This is a genomic window from Streptomyces sp. NBC_00637 (genome assembly GCF_045161545.1).
Classification (GTDB): Bacteria; Actinomycetota; Actinomycetes; order Streptomycetales; family Streptomycetaceae; genus Streptomyces.
The window spans coordinates 2,745,196-2,763,773 of the sequence record NZ_CP109046.1 but is presented as its reverse complement, the minus strand read 5'-3'; the positions used below and the strand labels follow the sequence as shown (position 1 = coordinate 2,763,773).

Here is an 18,578-nt window from a genome sequence, read left to right as displayed (position 1 = left end):
AGGGCACGGCGGGGCCGTCACAGCTCCACGCACACCACCGTCGCGTCGTCGTGCGTCTTCGCCCGGCCCAGCAGCGCCCGCCCGGTGGCGTCGTCCGCCCGCTCCAGCGCCCGGACCCGCTCCACCAGCGACCGCGCGCCCTCCTCGCGGACGAGGGTGAACAGGTCCGTCCAGTCGCCCTCCTCGAAGAGCTCCGCCCAGCGGGTGGCCCCGTCCGACAGGGCGGCCAGCGAGCGGACCTCCGCGCGCGGCACGCTCGCGGTGACCGCGCGGGCGGCCACCGCGGGGTCGGCGGCCGCGGTGAAGAACCCGCCCTCCTTGTTGCGGAGCGTGCCGTCGACGACCTCGGCGCTCCGCAGCAGGGCGCGCGGCAGGAGGGCCAGCCGGTCGTCCCGGACGGGGGTGACCGTGCCGTCCGGGGCGGCCAGCAGCAGCGTCGCGTCGCACAGGACCAGGTACTCGACGGTCAGCGGCGACCACCGTGCGAGGACCACGGTGGCCTGGGGGGTACGTGGGTGAGAAAGGTCACAAGTGTCGGCATGGGCTCCGGCGGCGCGCGCGATGGCCAGGGCGAGCGCCTCGGACAGGGGCACATCCGGGAGGGAAACGGTCAGTTCGGTCAGGGCGCCGCCGAGCCGCGCGGTGAACCAGGGGACCGAATGGAGACAGCCGGCGCCGCCGGGCGGCGGTGTCACACCGTCCAGCAGGACGAGCGAACCGCCCTGTCCGGAGGCGGGAAGTCCGACACTCGCGAAGTCCTCGTTGGGGCGGGCCCCGTCACCGGCCTCCGACACAAGTTCCGTACGCATTCGGCCAGTCTGCACGACCCCTTCACAGCCTTCGCAAAAGGCTGGCATCGCGCCCCGAACTTCCGTAGCTGCGCAGGTCAGACGCCTGGTTTGGGCGGGAATGAAGCACTCCGGGAAGACGTGGCGGCGAATACTGTCAAAGCGCGCCGCCCACGTCCAACCGGCCTGCCGCGCAAGGCCGCTGCACACGCCAGAGGAACTTGCCCACCAACTCCCCTCCGATGTTCACTCCTTCGGGTGGCGGGGCAAGCGATGCGAGGCCCCTGCCCACCGGCACTGGGAGGGTCGGAAACCGTACCGGGCGTACGCACCAGTTGACGGAGCGTCACATCCGGCCCATGGCACACGAGTCAGGAATGCGAGCACCGGTGCAGAAGACGCGGCCTCGGCGTACAGGCAGGCAGACGGCCTCCGAGGGGGGCGCGGAGCGCACCCCTGTCGGCAAGGGCCGTCCGACCCACGTACGCAACCGGCTGATCGTCGCGGTGGCCGTCGTGGCCGCCGCCGTCGCCGGGGCGGGCGCCCCCTCCATCCTCGCCGCCTCCGGGCAGCTGAAGGACTCCCAGGATCTGGTCACCCTGGCCGAACAGACCCAGGACGCCCTCGCCCTCGCCCAGTCCCTGGCGGACGAGCGCGACGAGGTCACCACCTACGTGGCGGCCGGCCGGACGAAGTCCAAGGCGCCCTCCGCCCAGGGCAGCGCCCGGGTGGACCGGCAGACACGCGAGCTGACCGCCCTCCCGGACGTCTCCGCGGCGCTGCGCGAAGCCCTCGCCTCCGTGCCGTCCGTGCGCCAGTCGGCCCTCACCGGCAAGAGCACGGCGCTCCAGGCCCACGAGGCGTACTCCCGGGCCATCGCCGCCCTCCATGTGCTCGTCGACCGGCTGGCGGAGGAGATGCCGCCCCGCGCGGGCTCCGGCGCGTACGCCCTCGCCGAGCTCGACACCGTCGTCCAGCAGGCCTCGGCGACCCGCGGACTGCTGCTCGCGGCGCTGAACGTGCCGACGAGCACCGAGACCGAGTACGACCCCGTCACCGGCCGCTCGGTCACCGAGAAGGTCTCCTCGGACGCCGACACCAAGCAGCGCGACGCCCTCACCGCCGCCGCGCAGCAGGCCCGGCTGCGCTCCGACGCGGCCCTCGCGGACTTCCGGGAGGGGGCGCCGCAGGAGGCGGTGGCCTCGTACGACTCCACGGTCACCGGCGGTGACGTCGACACCGCCGAGGCCTACCTCGCCTCCCTCACCGACCAGCCGAAGCTGGGCAAGGGCGAACTCGACACCAGCGTCAAGAAGCTCGACGCCGCGCTGTCCGCCCGGGTCGACCTGATGCGCGGGCTGGAGTCCTCGCTGTTCGGCCACCGCGCCGAGGACCTCGCCCAACTGCGCGACGACGACGTCACCGACCTGGAGCTGCGCGTCACCCTCCTCGGGGCGCTGATGCTGCTGACGATCGTCGTCGCCACCGGCATGGCGCGCAGCCTCACCCGCCCGCTGTCCGTGCTGCGCCGGGGATCGGCACGCCTCGCGGAGGCCGAACACCCGGCGGCGGAGGAACCGGTCCGGTTCACCGGCCGCAACGACGAGTTCGCGCAGGTCGTCCGCTCCGTCAACGCCCTGCACGAGCACGCCGTGGCTCTCCACGAGCGGGTCGGCACCCTGGAGTCCGACCGCAAGCACCTCGTCGGGCAGCGCCAGAGCATGGCCGACGCCCGCGAGGAGCTGCGCACCGAACTCGCCGACTCCGCGGCCCAGCTGGACGGTCTGCGGGAGAGCATCGGCGGCACCTTCGTCAACCTCGCCCTGCGCACCCTCGGTCTCGTCGAGCGCCAACTGGCCGTCATCGAGGGGCTGGAGGAGCGCGAGCAGGACCCCGACCGGCTGGCCACGCTCTTCAAGCTCGACCACTTCGCCACGGTCATGCGCCGCCACAGCGAGAACCTGCTGGTCCTGGCCGGCACGGAACACGTCCAGCAGCACGCGGGCCCGATCCCGCTGGTGGACGTGGTCCGCGCGGCCGTCAGCGAGATCGAGCGCTACGAGCGCGTACGCATCTCCGCGCTCCCGCCGCACGCGCACGTGGCCGGATTCGCCGCCGACGACCTCTCCCACCTGCTGGCCGAACTCATGGAGAACGCCACCTCGTTCTCCCCGCCGGACCTGCCCGTCGAGGTGTCCGGCTGGCTCCTGGAGAACGGCGAGGTCATGCTCTCCGTCCAGGACGAGGGCATCGGCATGGCCGAGGACCGGATGAGCCGTCTCAACGCCCGCCTCGCCGAGTTCGACCCCGAGACGCCGTACGACCAGGAGGGCGAGGAGGGTCTCGGCCTCGGCCTGTACGTGGTGGCCCGGCTCGCCCATCGGCACGGGGCACGGGTACGGCTGCGCGAGCAGAAGCAGGGCGGGGTGGCGGCGGTCGTCGTCCTGCCGACCGCGCTGCTCGCCGCGGCACCGGCCGCCGCCGTCCCGACGACGCACCCGGCGGCCACCCCTCAGTCCTTCTCGCTGCCGGGCGCGGACGCGGAAGCCAACTCCAACGTCCTGCCGGGCCGTACGCAGTCGGCCGACCCGCTGGTCACGCTGGCGGAGAAGGCGGTACGACAGGCGGAGACCCCCGCCGAGGCACCGGCCCCCGCCGAGGCACCCGCACCCGCCGCCCGCCCCTCGGCCGAGGCCCCGGCCGAGCCGCTCACGCCGGCTCCGGCGCGCCCTCCGGCCGAGACCCCGGCCGAGACGACGATGGAACTGCTGCTTCCGCAGCTGCACGAGGAGGAAGAGGAGGCGCGGCAGGCGGAGGAGCACAGCACCACCGACGCCCCCGACCCGGTGGCCGCGGGCCACGAGGACATCCCACCGGGCCCGCCCGCGGCCGACGGCGATCCCGCCCCGGTCGAGGCCCGGGCCGAGGCGGCTGCCGAGGCGGAGACGGAACACAGCCGCACACCGGACGCCCCGGCGGAGCTCGTCACGGACAAGGGCCTCCCCAAGCGCACCCCCAAGATCACCGCACCCACCCAGGCCCCGCGTCAGCGGACCGGTTCCGTCGACGCGGACGCCCTCCGCCGCCGTCTGGGCGGTTTCCGCCGGGGGGCGGAGGCCGGCTACCGCGACGTGGAAGCCGAAATCGCCGAACGGACGGGCCAGAACCGGGTCCCGTCCACCGAAGCGGCTCGGAAAACAACTCAAGAAGCACGCGCACGCGCCGAAGAAAGCACGGGGGGCACAGTCGAGGAGGCAAGCAGTTGACCGCGCCCAGTACCTTCGGACTGAGCAGTGAAGCCCGTAACCTGCACTGGCTGTTGACCAACCTCGTGGAGGAGGTGCCCGGCATCCAGTCCGTTGCCGTCGTCTCCTCCGACGGCCTGCTCCTGCTGTCCTCGGACAGCGGCCGCAACGCCGAGGCACGCCAGGCCCGCGAGGCGAAACCCTCGGGTCCACGAGGCTCCGCCGCCGACCTCGCCACCATCGTCTCCGGCATCGGCAGCCTCACCATCGGCGCCGCCAAACTCATGGCGTTCGGCGGGGTCAGGCACACCATGGTCGCCATGGACGAGGGCAGCCTCTTCGTCATGTCGATCAGCGACGGCTCGCTCCTCGGCGTGCACGGCTCAGCCGACTGCGACATGAGCGTGGTGGCGTACCACATGGCCCTCTTCGTGGGCCGCGCCGGACACGTCCTGACCCCGGAACTGCGCAGCGAGCTACGGCAGTCACTGGAGCCCGGGGCGACGGGGGTCGTGCGATGAGCGCCGTTCCGAAGCAGCCCCGGGGTGACCGGCAGCAGCTCCCCGTGCGCGGCGGCGACCGCAAGCCGGCCCGGGTGCGCCCCTATTCGCTCACCGGCGGACGTACCCGGTTCGGGCACGTCCTGCTGGTGGAGACCTTCGTGGCGGCCCTCGAAGCCCCCGAGGAACGCAAGGAACTGACGAACGGCTCCCTCAAGTCCACGGTCATGCCGGAACTGCGGGCCATCGTCGAACTGTGCCGCCGGATGCGCACGGTGGCCGAGATCGCCGCGCTGCTGAAGATGCCGCTCGGCGTGGTCCGGGTGCTCCTCAGCGACCTCGCGGACCAGGGAAAGATCCGTGTGTACGGCACCGGTACCGCTCACGGTACGGGCCGTCCCGACCGCGCTCTGCTGGAAAGGGTGCTGAGTGGACTCCGTCGTCTCTGACGCCGCTCGTGGCGTCTCCCCCTTCGTCGTACCCGAGCCCGACGAGCCCCTTCAGCCCTGGCAGACGGACCGCACCCGCGCCCCCATCGCCACGAAGATCGTGGTGGCGGGCGGCTTCGGCGTCGGCAAGACCACCCTCGTGGGCACCGTCTCGGAGATCGAGCCCCTCCAGACGGAGGCGCTGATGACCGAGGCCAGCGAGGAGACCGACGACCTCACCGGCACCCCGGAGAAGGTCACCACCACGGTCGCCATGGACTACGGCCGGCTCACCCTCGACGACGACCTGGTGCTCTACCTGTTCGGCACGCCGGGCCAGCAGCGGTTCTGGTTCATGTGGGACGACCTGGTGCGCGGCGCGATCGGCGCGGTCGTGCTGGCCGACACCCGCCGCCTGAAGGACTGCTTCCCCGCGCTGGACTACTTCGAGAGCTGCGGGCTGCCGTACGTCGTCGCCGTCAACCACTTCGACGGCAGCGAGGTGTTCGAGCCGGTGGACGTGCGGGAGGCGCTGACGATCCCCGCGCACATACCTGTCATGATCATGGATGCGCGGCGCCGGATCTCGGTGATCGAGACCCTTCTGGCCCTGGTGGGCCACGCGCTCGACGAAACCCCCGAGTAAGGCCCTCAAGGAGAGTTCCCCGCATGCGGAAGATACTCGTCGTCGGAGCCGGCCAGTCCGGTCTCCAGCTCGCCCTCGGCCTCCAGTCGCACGGGTACGAGGTCACCCTGATGTCGAACCGGACGGCGGACGAGATCCGCTCCGGCCGGGTCATGTCGACGCAGTGCATGTTCGACACCGCCCTCCAGCACGAGCGCGACCTCCAGCTGAACTTCTGGGAGCAGCAGGCCCCGAAGATCGGCGGACTCGGCGTCTCGGTGGCGGCTCCCGGGTCGCACGACCCCGGCCCGACCCAGCGCGCGATCGACTGGCTCGGCAGGCTCGACGGGTACGCGCAGTCCGTCGACCAGCGGGTCAAGATGGCCGGCTGGATGGAGACGTTCGCCCAGCGCGGCGGCCAGCTGGTGATCCACGGTGCCGCGGTCTCCGACCTCGACTACTTCTCCCGCGCCTACGACCTGGTGCTGGTCTCCGCGGGCAAGGGCGAGCTCGTCCAGATGTTCGGCCGCGACCCGGAGCGCTCCCCCTACAGCGAGCCGCAGCGCGCCCTCGCCGTCGCCTACGTCCACGGCCTGGGCCCGCGCCCGGAGCACCCGGACCTGGACGCGGTGCGCTGCAACCTCGTCCCCGGCGTCGGTGAACTGTTCGTCATGCCGACGCTTACCACCTCGGGGCGCGCGGACATCCTGTTCTGGGAGGGCATACCCGGCGGCCCGCTCGACGTCTTCAACGGCGTCAAGGACCCGGCGGAACACCTCTCCCTGACCCTGGAGCTCATGGAGAAGTTCACGCCCTGGGAGTACGCCCGGGCCACCAAGGTCGAACTGACCGACGCCGGCGGCACCCTGGCCGGCCGCTACGCGCCCACCGTCCGCAACCCCGTCGGCCGCCTCCCCGGCGGCGGACTGGTGCTGGGCGTCGCCGACGTCGTCGTCGCCAACGACCCGATCACCGGGCAGGGCTCCAACTCGGCGTCCAAGTGCGCGGCCGCGTACCTCTCGTCGATCGTCGAGCACGGCGAGAAGGAGTTCGACGAGGACTGGATGCGCGCCACCTTCGACCGGTACTGGGACACCGCCCGGCACGTCACCAAGTGGACCAACGCGATGCTGGCCCCGCCGCCGGAGCACATCATCAACCTGCTGGGCGCGGCCGGTCAGCTGCCGCCCGTGGCGGACCGTTTCGCCAACGCCTTCAACGACCCGGCCGACTTCGAGAACTTCTTCTACGAGCCGGAGAAGACCGCGGCCTACCTGGGGTCCGTCGCGGGAGCCTGAGCGGGCGGCGCGTCCGGGCGTACGGCTCCGAGGACCGGCTGGGCCGCGATCTCGGTGATCTTGACCTGTTCGCCGGTTCTCGGCGCCTGGACCACCTTGCCCTTGCCCAGGTACATCGCCACGTGGGTGGCCTCGGGGAAGTAGATCACCAGGTCGCCGGGGCGCAGCCGGGTCAGCGGGATCCTCGGCAGCCGGGCCCACTGCTCCTCGCTGGTCCGCGGGATCGGTGTCCCGGCGTGCCCCCAGGCCTCGGAGGTCAGCCCCGAGCAGTCGTACGACTTCGGGCCCTCCGCGCCCCACTCGTACGGCTTCCCGATCTGCCGTACGGCGTACCGCACGGCCTGCCGGCCCTCCTTCGACGGCTTGCGGTCCTCGTCGAGCGCGCCGGACGCCATGAGCGCGTCCTGTGCCCGCGCGACGCCGGTCCGCTCCAGTTCGGCGAGGGCGGTGAGCTGCTCGGCGGTGAGGGAGGCGAGGAGTTCCGCGACGTCGGCCAGGCGCCGGGTCACGTCGTCACGCTCCTTCTTCCGGCGTTCCGTGAGGGTGAGCTGGTCGTCCAGGGCGGCGCGGGCCTTGCGCGCCAGCTCGTCGGCCCGGCGTTCGCCGCTCGCCAGCCGCCCCACCGTCCCGGCCCGCTCGTGCGCCAGCCGGCCGATCAGATGCCCCTGGTCGAGGGCGTGCTGCGGGTCCCGGGCGAGCAGCAGCCGCACGTACGGGGAGATGTCCGTGCTGCCCTGGTACTGCTGGCGGGCCAGCCGACCCGCCGCGCCCCGGCTCCGGTGCAGGGAGAGCCGGGCCTTCACCAGGGCGGCGTCCAGCCGCCCGGTCTCGGCCCGTCGCCGCTTCAGCTGCTCCTCGGTGGCGTTGAAGGCCTCGGTGGCCCGCTCGGCCTCCCGGTACAGCCGCTGAAGCTCCGTCAGCAGCTCGGCCACGGTCCGTTCTTCCTCGTCCCGTTCCTCCGCTCCGGCCGTCGGCGACGCGTCCGGGTCCGGCGGCCGCGCCGTCACCGTCGGCTCGGCCGGCTCCGGCGTCTCCGATGCCGTCACCGTCCGCTCGTCCGGCTCCGGGGGCCGCGGTGCCGCCACGGCGAGCCCGGGGCCGAGGACGGCCTGTAGGGCGAGCGCCGCCGTGGCGACCGTACAGGCCGGACGCAGCAGTCTTCCTGACACGTCATCACCTCCGCTGCGGGGTGGCCCCTCCATCCCGTAGGGCGAGCATCAGGCGCGTGTGCGCGGGCCGCGCGCCGGAGGTGAGCGGTTCGGCGCAACCGGGTCACTCGTCGGCGTCGTCCCGCCGTCCGCCCGGCGTGGCGTCGGGCGGAACGCCGGGCCGGGTGCCGGGCCGGGCGTCGGGTTTCGACCACGGCCACTTCGGGCCGCCCCATCCGCCCGGTCCGCCGCTCCACTTCCCGGCGCCCGCGTCGCCCTCGGCGGCGAACTCGTACTTCCAGCCCTGGGGCAGTCCGAGTTTTTTGCTGTGGCCGCGCGGCACGCGCCGGTAGACCAGCACGGTGGGCGGGCCGCCCGCCGCGTCGGGGACGGGGATGCGGTACGTCTTCGGCGGGTGCCCGGTCGGACCCAGCAGCACGGGCAGCACCCGGCCGTCCATGGGGCCGCCCTCGAAGGGGGTGTCTTCGCTCTTCACCGCACCAGTGTCGATCAGGTCTCCGCCGCCAGCGCACCCCGGACCAGCTCGGCGGTCTGCGCGTCCCGTGCCGCGGTCACCGTGAGCAGGGCGACCAACTGGTCGACCAGCCAGTCCCGCAGTTCGTCGGCGGGCGGCTGCTTGCTCTCGTCGAGCCAGATGAGGGAGGCCGCCTCGACCGCGGTGATCCACATCCGAACGGTCATCCGCAGCCGCGGCCCGGGATCGGGCACCCCCAGGTGGCTGTAGATGTGCTCGGCGGCGGCCCGCCGGACGCCGTCCACGATGGCGGTCGTCCGGGACGTCTCGACGACGCTGCCACCCTGGAGCAGCGCGCTGAACCCGGCGTCGTGACGGCCGACGAACGACAGGTAGCGGTCGAGGGCGCGGGCGAGACGGGGAAGCAGCGGGCCGTCGTGGGGCTCGTCGAAGCAGTGGCGCAGCTCCTCGGCGGCGGAGTGCAGGGCGGCCTCGTAGAGCTGCTGCTTGCCGCCGGGGAAGTACCGGTAGACGAGCGGCCGGGACACCCCGGCGGCCTCCGCCACGTCGTCCAGCGAGACCTCCTCGGGCAGGCGGTGCGCGAACAGTGAGAGAGCGGCCTCGAGCAGCTGGCTGCGCCGCTCCTCGACACTGAGACGACGGTAGGCGGGGGCGGCGGGGCTCATGACGTGCAGCGTAATCGCCCGCCCCCGCTCCGCGCCCGCCGTCCGGCTCACGCCAGCAGTCCGGACGACCTCCACAGCCGCCGTCCGACGCCCCGCAGCACGCCGATGTCGTCCAGGAACTCCGTCAGCCGCTTCGATCCCGTCTGCATGACCTCCCGCCGGTGTCCGCTCGCCCGCACCTGGGCCACGGCCTCCCGCCGGTCCAGACCCACGTTCGTGTAGACGTCCGGGTTCACGAACGCCACGGAGAACACCCGCGCGAACTCGCCCGAGGTGACCCTGGTGAACTCCTGGGACCACTTCGGCGCCGTCACCATCTGGCGGCGCAGCTCCTCACGGGCGTAGCGCACGTGCCGGGCCTCCTCCACGACGTGGATCCGGGTGACGCCCCGCACCAGCGGCTGGACCCGCTCGTCCGGGAAGGTCAGCCGCTGCATCCAGTCGAGGACCTCCTCCCCGAGCAGGGTGGCGGTGAAGGAGCCGGGGGTCGTGGAGATCGTCTTGAACAGCCGCCCCAGGTGCTGGTGGGCGCGGCTGACCGGGTAGTAGGGCGTCCCGCCCCGGGTGATCAGCCGGGCGAACATCTTCGAGTGCCGGCACTCGTCCTCGATCTCGGTCAGCGCGTACCGCACATGCGCGCTCGTCGCCGCCTTGTCGTAGATGTGCCGGACGAGCAGCTGCATGAGGATGAGCTCGAACCAGATCCCGAGCGAGGCGAGCGCGGCGGCCTCGTGCTGCGACAGCAGGATCCGCTGCTCCTCGCTCATGCGGCGCCACATCGGCGTGTCGTACAGCGACACCAGTTCCGGCGGCCAGAACCACTTGCCCTCCTCGAAGGGGGCGTCCCAGTCCAGCTCCTTGTCGGGGTCGAAGGAGTGCTTGGCGGAGGACGCGAGCAGCCGTTCGGCCACCTGCTCCCGGTCCTTGAGCAGGCCCAGCGCGTCCCGCAGCCCTTCCAGTGCGTCGGCATCGGTGAGGGTCGTCATGGCACTTATGAGACTGCTTGTCAGCAAGGGCGTCAATCCCTTCCGCACCACTTCTTGATCCGGGCTCCGCGCCCCGGGGCCCGGACGGGGTGCTGCGAGACTTGGCGTCCACGAGCCGTAGGGGGATACGACGTGAGCACCGCGCACGGAAACGACGCCGGCCGCGCCGCCGCCCGCCGCAGTCTGGAGGGCCTGGCCCTCGGGGACGCGTTCGGGGAGCGCTGGTTCCCGCTCTTCCGGGAGCCCCGCCAGGCGTACGAGGAGGTCCGCGCCCGCCGGATGCCCGAGGAACCGGACTGGCACTGGACCGACGACACGGCGATGGCCCTCGGCCTGCTCCGGGTGCTCGAGGAGTACGGGGAGGTGCGGCAGCGGGACCTCGCCCTCGCCTTCGCGCTCGGGTACGACGCCGACCCGGCCCGCGGCTACGGCCACGGCATGCACCGACTGCTGCCCCGACTGCTCCGGGAGCCCGACCGCTGGCCCGAGTCCAGCCGCGAGCTGTTCGGCGGCGAGGGCAGCCTCGGCAACGGGGCCGCCATGCGGGTGGCGCCGCTGGGCGCCTGGTTCCACGCCGATCCCGCCCGGGCCGCCGAACAGGCCACCCGCTCCGCCGAGGTCACCCACGCCCACCCGGAGGGCGTCGCGGGCGCGGTCGCCGTGGCGGTGGCGGCGGCGCTCTCGGCCACGGGGCGGCTCGCCCTGGCCGAGGTGGTGGCGCTGACCCCGGACAGCGCCACCCGCGACGGCCTCGCCCGCGCCGCCGAACTGCCCTTCGCCACCGAGCCCTGGAAGGCCTCCGACATCCTCGGCAACGGCCAGCGCGTCCGCGCCGACGACACCGTGCCCTTCGCCGTCTGGTCCGCCGCCCGCCACCCCGACGACCTCGTCGCCGCGCTCTGGACCACCGCCGAGGGCTTCGGCGACGTCGACACCACCTGCGCCATCACCGGCGGCGTCGTGGCCGCCCGCACCGGCGTCGACGCCGTCCCCGCGCCGTGGCTGGAGCGCCGGGAACCCCTGCCGGGCAGGGCGGGGCGCCGGTGACCGCGGGGCAACGGTTCGTCGCCGCCCTGCGGGTGCGCAACTCCGGCGAGGAGTCGCTCGAACTCCTCCTGGAGCCGTACGGCAGCGACCACTGGCTGCGGCCGGGGGAGACCTTCGTGATCCGGGTGGCCGCGGGCCCGGGTGACGGGGCGTCCGGGGAGTGCGAGGTCGAGCACGCGCCGGGCAGCGTGACCGTGCACGCCGAGCGGCGGCCCGCCTACGTCGGGGACGCCGACGGCAACGAGATCGAGTGCGGTCACCGACGGCCGCAGCCCCCCGGCCCCTTCCGGCTCGACCTTCCCTGGCCCCTCTCGGACCGAGGTGACCGGCGGGGGCGACGGGACCAGTGGAACCGGCGGGACCGGTCGGACCGGCCGTGTCAGCCGGATCCGGCTAGACCGAGCAGCCCAGGTCCTCCGGTACCGCGAACGTCATCGGCTCCGCGCCCTGCGCCGGGAAGGCCGTACGCAGGCCGAAAGCGTACGGCGTCGGTCCGTTGGCGCGCAGATGGAGGAGGCGGGACTCGGCCTCCGCGACCGTCGGGCGGTGGCCCGCCGGCACCCACCACAGGGCCGTCATCGCCTCCGCCACCCGCTCGAACCACTCCCGACGGCGGGAGAGCAGCTCACGGTGCCGGCCCTGGTACATGAACGAGGTCAGGGCGTCGATGTCCCGCCACACCGTCATGTTGATGATCAGCCAGGAGTCCCCGAAGACCTGGATGTCGGTCGCGTCGCCGCCGTCGGACTGGAGCCGCCAGACATAGCCGTCCGCCTCCTCCGCCGTGGCGTTGACCGGGTCGAGGGCGTCCACGAAGTCCTTCAACTCCGGTGAATCCAGCGGAAACTTGAGGCGGGAGATGTTGACCTGTGCGAGTTCGAAAGCGGTGGTCCCGGTGACGTTCTCAGCTCTCGTGTCAGTCATGAGCGAACCGTAGGACGCCCCTGTGTGTCCCGGTCCCCCCGTCTCACGACGTGAGCACCGCCTCCATCACCGCCCTGGCGATCGGCGCCGCCATCCCGCCCCCGGTGATGTCCCCGCGGCGCGCCGAGCCGTCCTCGACCACCACCGCGACCGCCACCCTCGGCTCCATGTCCTGCTCGCCACGCGCCCAGGAGACGAACCAGGCGTACGGGATACCGGCGTTGCCGAGACCGTGCTGGGCGGTGCCGGTCTTGCCGCCGACGACCGCGCCCGGGATCGCGGCGTTCGTGCCGGTGCCCTCCCGCACCACACCCACCATCAGCTCCCGCATCAGCCGCGCGGTCGCGGGCTGCATCGCCTGGCGGGACGGGCGGGAACCGGCCGTGGCCACCGTGGCCCCGCCCCGCCGTGTCGTCCGCTCCACCAGGTAGGGCGTGCGCACCTGCCCCCCGTCGGCCACGGCCGCCGACACCATCGCCATCTGGAGCGGGGTCGCGCGGGTGTTGAACTGGCCGATCGAGGACAGCGCCAGCTGCGCCCGGTCGAGCGAGGTGTCGAAGGTGCTCGGCGCGACGGTGAACGGGATCCGCACGTCCGTGTCGTTGAAGCCGAACGCCTGCGCCGTCCGGGTCATCCGGGCCAGCCCGGTGTCCACGCCGAGTTTCGCGAACACCGTGTTGCACGACCACTCGAAGGCGTCCCGCAGCGGAGCGTCCTCGCAGCCGGGGCCCTCGTTCGTCAGACCCGTCGTCGTCCCCGGCAGCCGGTAGGGGGCGGGGGAGTCGGTGGCCGCGTCGAGGTCGGTGATCACACCCGCGTCCAGCGCCGCCGCCGCGGTGACCACCTTGAACGTCGACCCCGGCGGATACGTCTGGCGCGCCGCCCGGTTCAGCATCGGCTTGTCCGGGTCGCCGTTCAGCCGCACCCAGGCCCGTTCGGCCGCGCGGCCGTTCCCGGACAGCACGCCGGGGTCGTAGGACGGGCTGGACACCATCGCCAGCACCCGCCCCGTCGTCGGCTCCACCGCCGCCACCGCGCCCTTGCGTCCGCCGAGCCCCTCGTAGGCGGCCTGCTGGGCCCGGCGGTTCAGGGTGGTCACCACGTTGCCGCCGGCCGGCCGGCCGTGCGTGACGTCGTTCCACAGCGGGAACGGCGACAGCATCGGATCGGCCCCCGAGAGCACGTCGTCCCCGGTGTGCTCCAGGAACGTCGTCCCGTACACCTGCGAGGCGAAACCGGTCACCGGCGCGTACAACGGCCCGTCGCGGTACGTGCGTTCGTAGCGCAGCTGCTCACCGGTGTCCCGGGAGCCGGTCACGGGGGCCCCGTCGACCAGGATGTCGCCGCGCGGCTGGGCGTAACGGGCGATGGTCTCGCGCCGGTTGGCCGGGTTGTCGTCGTAGGTGCCGGACTGGACGACCTGGACGCGCAGGGCGTTGGCCAGGAGAGCCACCAGCAGCAGGGCGCAGAAGGCGGCGGCGTGCCGGATGTGCCGGGTCAACCGGACCTCCGTGGGTCCTCGTCGTGGAGTGGGTGGTGGAGTGGGTGGCGGCCTGGCCTGTGGCTCGGCTCGTGGTGCGGCTCGTGGGACGAGTCGTGCAGGGGGTGGGCCGGGGTGTGGGGCGGTGCGTCGTGGGGTGCGTGGCGGGGCCGTCTCGCGGAGTCGCTCACCCGGATCAGCAGTGCCACGATCGCCCAGTTGGTGACGACCGAGGAGCCGCCCTGCGCCAGGAACGGCATCGCCATGCCGGTCAAGGGGATCAGCCCGGTCACCCCGCCCGCGATCACGAACACCTGGAGCGCCACGATCGAGGCGAGACCGGTCGCCAGCAGCCGGCCGAAGGGGTCGCGCAGGGACAGTCCCGCCCGGTAACCGCGCTCCACCAGCAGGCCGTAGAGGATGAAGAGGGCCGACAGACCCACCAGGCCCAGTTCCTCGCCCGCCGTCGCCAGGATGAAGTCCGACTTGGCCGCGAAGCCGATGAGGACGGAGTGACCGAGGCCGAGCCCGGTGCCGGACATCCCGCCGGCCGCGAAGGAGAACAGCGACTGTGCGAGCTGGTTCGGGCCCTCGCCGGCCTCGATCGTCGCGAACGGGTGCAGCCAGTCCTCGACCCTGCTGTGCACGTGCGGCTCCAGGCGGCCGACGGCGACCGCACCGAGCGAGGCGAGCAGCAGCCCGACGGCGATCCAGCCGGTGCGGCCGGTGGCGACGTAGAGCATGACCACGAACAGGCCGAAGAACAGCAGCGAGGTGCCGAGGTCCCGCTCCAGCACCAGCACGCCGACGCTCAGCAGCCAGATCGTGACGATCGGACCGAGGACGCGTCCGGTGGGCAGTTGCAGTCGGTCGAAGCGCCAGATCTTCCGGCCCGCGTACGCCAGCGCCGCCCGGTTGGCCGCCAGGTACGCGGCGAAGAACACCGCCAGCAGCACCTTCGCGAACTCGCCCGGCTGGATGGAGAACCCGGCGATCCGGATCCAGATACGGGCGCCGTTCACGGCCGGGAAGAGGATCGGCAGCGCGAGGAGGGCCAGCGCGGCGACCACACAGAGGTACGCGTACCGCTGGAGCACACGGTGGTCGCGCAGCGCCGCCACGACCAGGATGAACAGGGCCACCCCGAGCGTGGACCACACCAGTTGGGTGGGCGCCGCCCGGTCGCCGGGCGTCTCCAGGTCGAGCCGGTAGATCAGCACCAGGCCCATCCCGTTGAGCAGTACCGCGATGGGGAGGAGCAGCGGGTCGGCACACGGGGCGCGCAGCCGCACCGCGAGGTGTGCCAGCAGCGCGAGCACGCCGAGCCCGGCGCCGTACCCGGCGGCGCCGGGCGGGACGGTGCCGTCCTTCGCGAGGCCGACAGCGCAGTAGCCGTACACGGAGAGCAGCACGGCCAGGACGATGAGGGAGAGTTCGACGCCACGGCGACGGGGGAGGAGCGCCGCGGGGGCGGGCGCGTCGGCTGCCGCCACCGTGCTTCCGGCACCGGTGGCGCCTTTACCGCCTTCTGCTCCGGCCCTCGGCTCCGCCCCCGCTCCCGTTTCCGTTCCCGCTCCCGCCCCTGCTCCCGTCCCTGCTCCGACTCCGGCTTTCGTCATGTCCGGAACCTACCCAAATATGGCTCCTTGTGAGCCTTGGATGCTTTCGTGTCAGTGCTCGATCAGCACCAGCGAGGTGTCGTCCCGATGGTGGCGATGTAGCGCGCCGAGCCCCAGGCCCAGGTGCCGTCCGTGAGCAGGTACCAGACGGAGTTGCCCTGGACGTTCTGGCCGGGGGTCCTGCAGAAGATCGAGACGATCTCGCCGCGATGGGCCACACGGATCACCTGGCTGGCGCGGGTGGGCGCGCTGCGCAGGAGCAGTTGGTTCGCGGTGACGCGGCCGCGGTAACGGCGGGAGTCGTTGTGGCTGCCGTTGCCGTTGCCGGACTGCCAGTCACCCCCGTCGGACTGCCAGCTGTTGTCACCCCCGCCGGACTGCCAGGTGCCGGTACCGGACTGCCAGTTCCCGTTCTGATTGCCCTGGCCGTTCTGATTGCCCTGGCCGCCGCCTTGGTTCTGGTTGCCTTGGCCGCCGCCCTGGTTGTGGTTGCCTTGACCGCCACCTTGGTTCTGGTTGCCCTGGCCGTTCTGGTTGCCTTGGCCGCCGCCCTGGTTGTGGTTCCCTTGGCCGCCGCCTTGGTTCTGGTTGCCCTGGCCGTTCTGGTTGCCTTGGCCGCCGCCCTGGTTCTGGTTGCCCTGGCCCCCGCCCTGGTTCTGGTTGCCCTGGCCCCCACCCTGGTTCTGGTTGCCCTGGTTCTGATTCCCCTGGCCCCCGCCTTGGTTCTGGTTGCCTTGGCCCCCGCCTTGGTTCTGATTCCCCTGGCCCCCGCCCTGGTTCTGGTTGCCCTGGAAGCCGTCGTCGCCCTGGTTCTGCCAGTCGGACAAGCCGTCGTCCTGGGTGGTGAGGCCGCCGCCGTCCCAGCCGTCGGCGAAGGCCGGGGTGACGGCCGCGGCGGCCGCGAGGGTGCCTGCTGCGGTGAGTACGGCGACGCGGGTGAGAGCGGTACGCAGGGGCATGGCGATACCTCCATGAAGAGGGTGAAGCTGACTAATCGCCACATTAGGAGGGGTTCGCGCGTGTCGCCCGTCACGCTGCGCCATCGGGGAGGCCGCTCCCCGGGGGAGGCGTCTGAGGGAGCGTCAGTGTGGCCACCGCGCCGCCGTCCGGTGCGTCGGTGAACGTCAGCAGAGCGCCCAGCACCTCCGCCTGCCCGACCGCGATCGTCAGCCCGAGCCCGTGCCCCTTCGCCCCGCCCTCGGTGCGGAACCGCTGCGGCCCGTGCGTGAGGAGGTATTCCGGATAGCCGTCCCCGTGGTCCCGCACGGTGACCACGGGACCGTCCACCGTCAGGACGACGGGCGACCGCCCGTGTCGGTGCGCGTTGGCGAGCAGGTTGCCCAGCACCCGCTCCAGGCGTCGCCGGTCGGTCTCCACGCGCGCGTCCCGGACGACGGTCACCTCGGTGCCGGTCGCCGAGGCCCCCGTGGTGTCCGAGGCCGCCGCCGTCCGCACCACCCGGACCGCCAGCGCACCCAGCTCCTCGGTGTCCAGTTCCAGCCGCTCCCGCCCGGTGTCCAGGCGGGAGATCTCCAGCAGGTCCTCCGTCAGCGTGCGCAACGCCGCCACCCGGTCGCGGACCAGCTCCGTCGGCCGGCCCGGCGGCAGCAGTTCCGCCGCCGCGTGCAGCCCGGTCAGCGGTGTGCGCAGCTCGTGCGCCACGTCGGCGGTGAACCGTTGCTCGCTCTGCAGCTTGCCCTGGAGCGAGGAGGCCATGGAGTCCAGCGCGACGGCGACGGCACCCACCTCGTCCTGCGGCCGGCCCGCTTCCTTCGTACGGGGGTCGTCCACGCGCGCGTCCAGGTCGCCGGCCGTGATCCGCCGGGCCACCTGCGCGGTGGCGTGCAGCCGTCGGGTCACCCGGGTGACCGCCACGGCGCCGACCAGCAGCGTCGCGCCGATGGCCAGGACCGACGACCACAGGATCGCGGTGTCGAGGGCCTCGATGGTGCGGGCGCTCTGCGAGTAGTCGACCGGAACCGCGAGGGCCCGCGCGCCGTCGACGGGGCCGGCCGCCCACATCGTCGGGCGCCCCTGGTGGTCGGCGACCACGGTGCCGCGCTCCCCGGCCAGTGCCAGCGCGCGCAGCGACGCGGGCAGCTCGGGCGGATCGAGGCTCGCGCCCCACCCGAGGGTGTCCCCGGCCTCGAACGCGGCTGTCGCGTCCTTCAGCCGGGACAGTGCGAGGTCACGTGCCTGGCCGACGGTCTGGTTCGTCACCGAGACGTGCACCAGTACGCCGAGCAGGGCGGCCAGCGCACAGCACATCACCGTGATGAAGACGGCGGCCTTCACGGCGAGCGTGCCGGCCCACGAGGGGAACGCGAGTCTCATCGGCCGCTCGCCGACGAGGAGGCGGAAGGGGTCGAGGAAGCGGAAGGGGTCGAGGCGGGGGAGTGGGTCGAGGAGGCGGAGGGGCGGGGGGTGTGTTCCGGGCCCCCGATACGGAGCATCTCGTCGTGGGTGAGCAGCATCGCCCGCTGCTGCTGGTCCCATGTCCACTGGAGGCGGTACTCGTAGCCCGCGACCTCCGACGGGGCCCGGATGATCACGGACCGTCCGGCCAGTTCGACCCCGCTCACGGCGTCCTCGTAGGCCATGACCTGCACGAGCCGGTCCTTGCGCGCGGTGTAGACGCGGACGGCCGTGAGATTGCCCGGCAGCTGCCGGAAGCCCAGCGTCAGGTCGTCGTGGCCGTCGCCGGTGAGGTCGCGGTAGTACGCCTTGAGCACCGGGCACCGGCTCCCCGCCGCCCCGCTCCTGCCGCAGTCGGCCATCCGGCGCGCCGTCTCGTCGTAGGCCCCCTCGTCGTAGTCGCCCGGATGTGCGGCGATCTCCTCGCGGACGACCGCCACCGGGTCCACCTCGCGGATGTCGCCGCCGGGCACCGTGACGCCCTTCACCACCTCGGTGTCGACCTCGCCGATGTCGAAGGCCGGGCTGGAGGCGGGGGTCAGATCCGGCCAGAGCTTGTCCGGGCTGATCGCGGTCGGTGTCGCCCCGGCGCCCTGAAGCCCGCCGGCGTCACCGCAGCCCACCGCGACCGAGGCCAGCAGGACGACCGTGACGGCGGCGAGCGCACGCCGGGCACGCCGGACGCGCCGGGCCGGACGGGAGGGACCGGCGAGGCAGGAGGGACGGCAGAGGCCGACGAGGCGAGAGAGGCCGGTGGGGCGACAGCGGGGCACGGGACTCCTGTGACTCCTCTGGGGACGCGGCGGTGTCAGGCCCGTACACCTTATTCGTATGGAAGTCCGTTTTGCGTACTGGTGGGCCGGGGATGGGGAAGCGCTGGAGGCGTCGGGGCCGCCGGGTCATCCGGTCACCGG

General features: G+C 72.8%; 17 protein-coding genes. 6 read left to right on the top strand and 11 right to left on the bottom strand.

Annotated features, from left to right (window positions below; genetic code table 11):
• Nucleotides 1-17 precede the first annotated feature (17 nt).
• Complete coding sequence (locus OG440_RS11730) at nucleotides 18-809, bottom strand: hypothetical protein (RefSeq protein ID WP_406006785.1); 792 nt, start codon at nucleotides 807-809, stop codon at nucleotides 18-20.
• Between the two features lie 356 nt (nucleotides 810-1,165).
• Here OG440_RS11730 and OG440_RS11725 point away from each other — a divergent pair, with 356 nt between their 5' ends.
• The 5 genes from OG440_RS11725 to OG440_RS11705 are packed head-to-tail and all read left to right on the top strand — an operon-like array spanning nucleotide 1,166 to nucleotide 6,884.
• Entirely contained in the window at nucleotides 1,166-4,054 is a 2,889-nt protein-coding gene (locus OG440_RS11725; protein ID WP_406011324.1) for a nitrate- and nitrite sensing domain-containing protein, read from the top strand.
• Entirely contained in the window at nucleotides 4,051-4,554 is a 504-nt protein-coding gene (locus tag OG440_RS11720) for a roadblock/LC7 domain-containing protein (protein WP_406006784.1), read from the top strand. The genes OG440_RS11725 and OG440_RS11720 overlap by 4 nt, the downstream gene beginning before the upstream one ends.
• On the top strand, nucleotides 4,551-4,982 hold the full coding sequence (locus tag OG440_RS11715; RefSeq protein ID WP_054239955.1) for a DUF742 domain-containing protein: 432 nt from the start codon (nucleotides 4,551-4,553) through the stop codon (nucleotides 4,980-4,982). Before OG440_RS11720 ends, OG440_RS11715 begins: the two co-directional genes overlap by 4 nt.
• The gene (locus OG440_RS11710) at nucleotides 4,963-5,607 is read left to right on the top strand and encodes a GTP-binding protein (RefSeq protein ID WP_406006783.1); all 645 of its coding nucleotides are present in this window, start codon (nucleotides 4,963-4,965) and stop codon (nucleotides 5,605-5,607) included. Before OG440_RS11715 ends, OG440_RS11710 begins: the two co-directional genes overlap by 20 nt.
• 23 nt (nucleotides 5,608-5,630) lie before the next feature.
• Nucleotides 5,631-6,884, top strand: coding sequence for a styrene monooxygenase/indole monooxygenase family protein (locus tag OG440_RS11705; RefSeq protein ID WP_406006782.1), 1,254 nt, complete (start codon nucleotides 5,631-5,633; stop codon nucleotides 6,882-6,884).
• Here the strand turns inward: OG440_RS11705 and OG440_RS11700 are convergent.
• From OG440_RS11700 to OG440_RS11685, 4 genes are all read right to left on the bottom strand, one after another.
• Nucleotides 6,857-8,053: an NlpC/P60 family protein gene (locus OG440_RS11700; protein WP_406006781.1), complete on the bottom strand. Its 1,197-nt coding sequence runs from the start codon at nucleotides 8,051-8,053 to the stop codon at nucleotides 6,857-6,859. The genes OG440_RS11705 and OG440_RS11700 overlap by 28 nt on opposite strands.
• Before the next feature lie 103 nt (nucleotides 8,054-8,156).
• Nucleotides 8,157-8,528 (bottom strand): hypothetical protein, encoded by a 372-nt coding sequence (locus OG440_RS11695; protein ID WP_406006780.1) that lies wholly within the window; start codon nucleotides 8,526-8,528, stop codon nucleotides 8,157-8,159.
• A gap of 14 nt (nucleotides 8,529-8,542) precedes the next feature.
• Nucleotides 8,543-9,193, bottom strand: coding sequence for a TetR/AcrR family transcriptional regulator (locus OG440_RS11690; protein WP_406006779.1), 651 nt, complete (start codon nucleotides 9,191-9,193; stop codon nucleotides 8,543-8,545).
• A 47-nt stretch (nucleotides 9,194-9,240) separates the two neighbouring features.
• A complete protein-coding gene (locus OG440_RS11685) occupies nucleotides 9,241-10,179 on the bottom strand; it encodes a diiron oxygenase (RefSeq protein WP_406006778.1) in 939 nt (312 codons plus the stop codon).
• A 132-nt stretch (nucleotides 10,180-10,311) separates the two neighbouring features.
• Here OG440_RS11685 and OG440_RS11680 point away from each other — a divergent pair, with 132 nt between their 5' ends.
• Entirely contained in the window at nucleotides 10,312-11,226 is a 915-nt protein-coding gene (locus OG440_RS11680) for an ADP-ribosylglycohydrolase family protein (RefSeq protein WP_406006777.1), read from the top strand.
• A 393-nt stretch (nucleotides 11,227-11,619) separates the two neighbouring features.
• Here OG440_RS11680 and OG440_RS11675 read toward each other — a convergent pair whose 3' ends face one another.
• The 6 genes from OG440_RS11675 to OG440_RS11650 all read right to left on the bottom strand — a co-directional run bounded on the left by OG440_RS11675 (nucleotide 11,620) and on the right by OG440_RS11650 (nucleotide 18,305).
• On the bottom strand, nucleotides 11,620-12,150 hold the full coding sequence (locus OG440_RS11675) for a DUF3291 domain-containing protein (RefSeq protein WP_406006776.1): 531 nt from the start codon (nucleotides 12,148-12,150) through the stop codon (nucleotides 11,620-11,622).
• 43 nt (nucleotides 12,151-12,193) lie between these two features.
• Entirely contained in the window at nucleotides 12,194-13,651 is a 1,458-nt protein-coding gene (locus OG440_RS11670; RefSeq protein ID WP_406006775.1) for a peptidoglycan D,D-transpeptidase FtsI family protein, read from the bottom strand.
• Entirely contained in the window at nucleotides 13,648-15,123 is a 1,476-nt protein-coding gene (locus tag OG440_RS11665) for an FtsW/RodA/SpoVE family cell cycle protein (RefSeq protein ID WP_406006774.1), read from the bottom strand. Before OG440_RS11665 ends, OG440_RS11670 begins: the two co-directional genes overlap by 4 nt.
• Nucleotides 15,124-15,311: 188 nt before the next feature.
• Nucleotides 15,312-16,208 (bottom strand): SH3 domain-containing protein, encoded by an 897-nt coding sequence (locus OG440_RS11660; RefSeq protein ID WP_406006773.1) that lies wholly within the window; start codon nucleotides 16,206-16,208, stop codon nucleotides 15,312-15,314.
• Between the two features lie 70 nt (nucleotides 16,209-16,278).
• Nucleotides 16,279-17,583 carry an ATP-binding protein gene (locus tag OG440_RS11655; RefSeq protein WP_406006772.1) on the bottom strand — a complete coding sequence of 435 codons (1,305 nt, stop codon included), beginning with the start codon at nucleotides 17,581-17,583 and terminating at the stop codon, nucleotides 16,279-16,281.
• Nucleotides 17,580-18,305 carry a hypothetical protein gene (locus tag OG440_RS11650; RefSeq protein ID WP_406011323.1) on the bottom strand — a complete coding sequence of 242 codons (726 nt, stop codon included), beginning with the start codon at nucleotides 18,303-18,305 and terminating at the stop codon, nucleotides 17,580-17,582. The genes OG440_RS11655 and OG440_RS11650 overlap by 4 nt, the downstream gene beginning before the upstream one ends.
• Nucleotides 18,306-18,578: the final 273 nt, after the last annotated feature.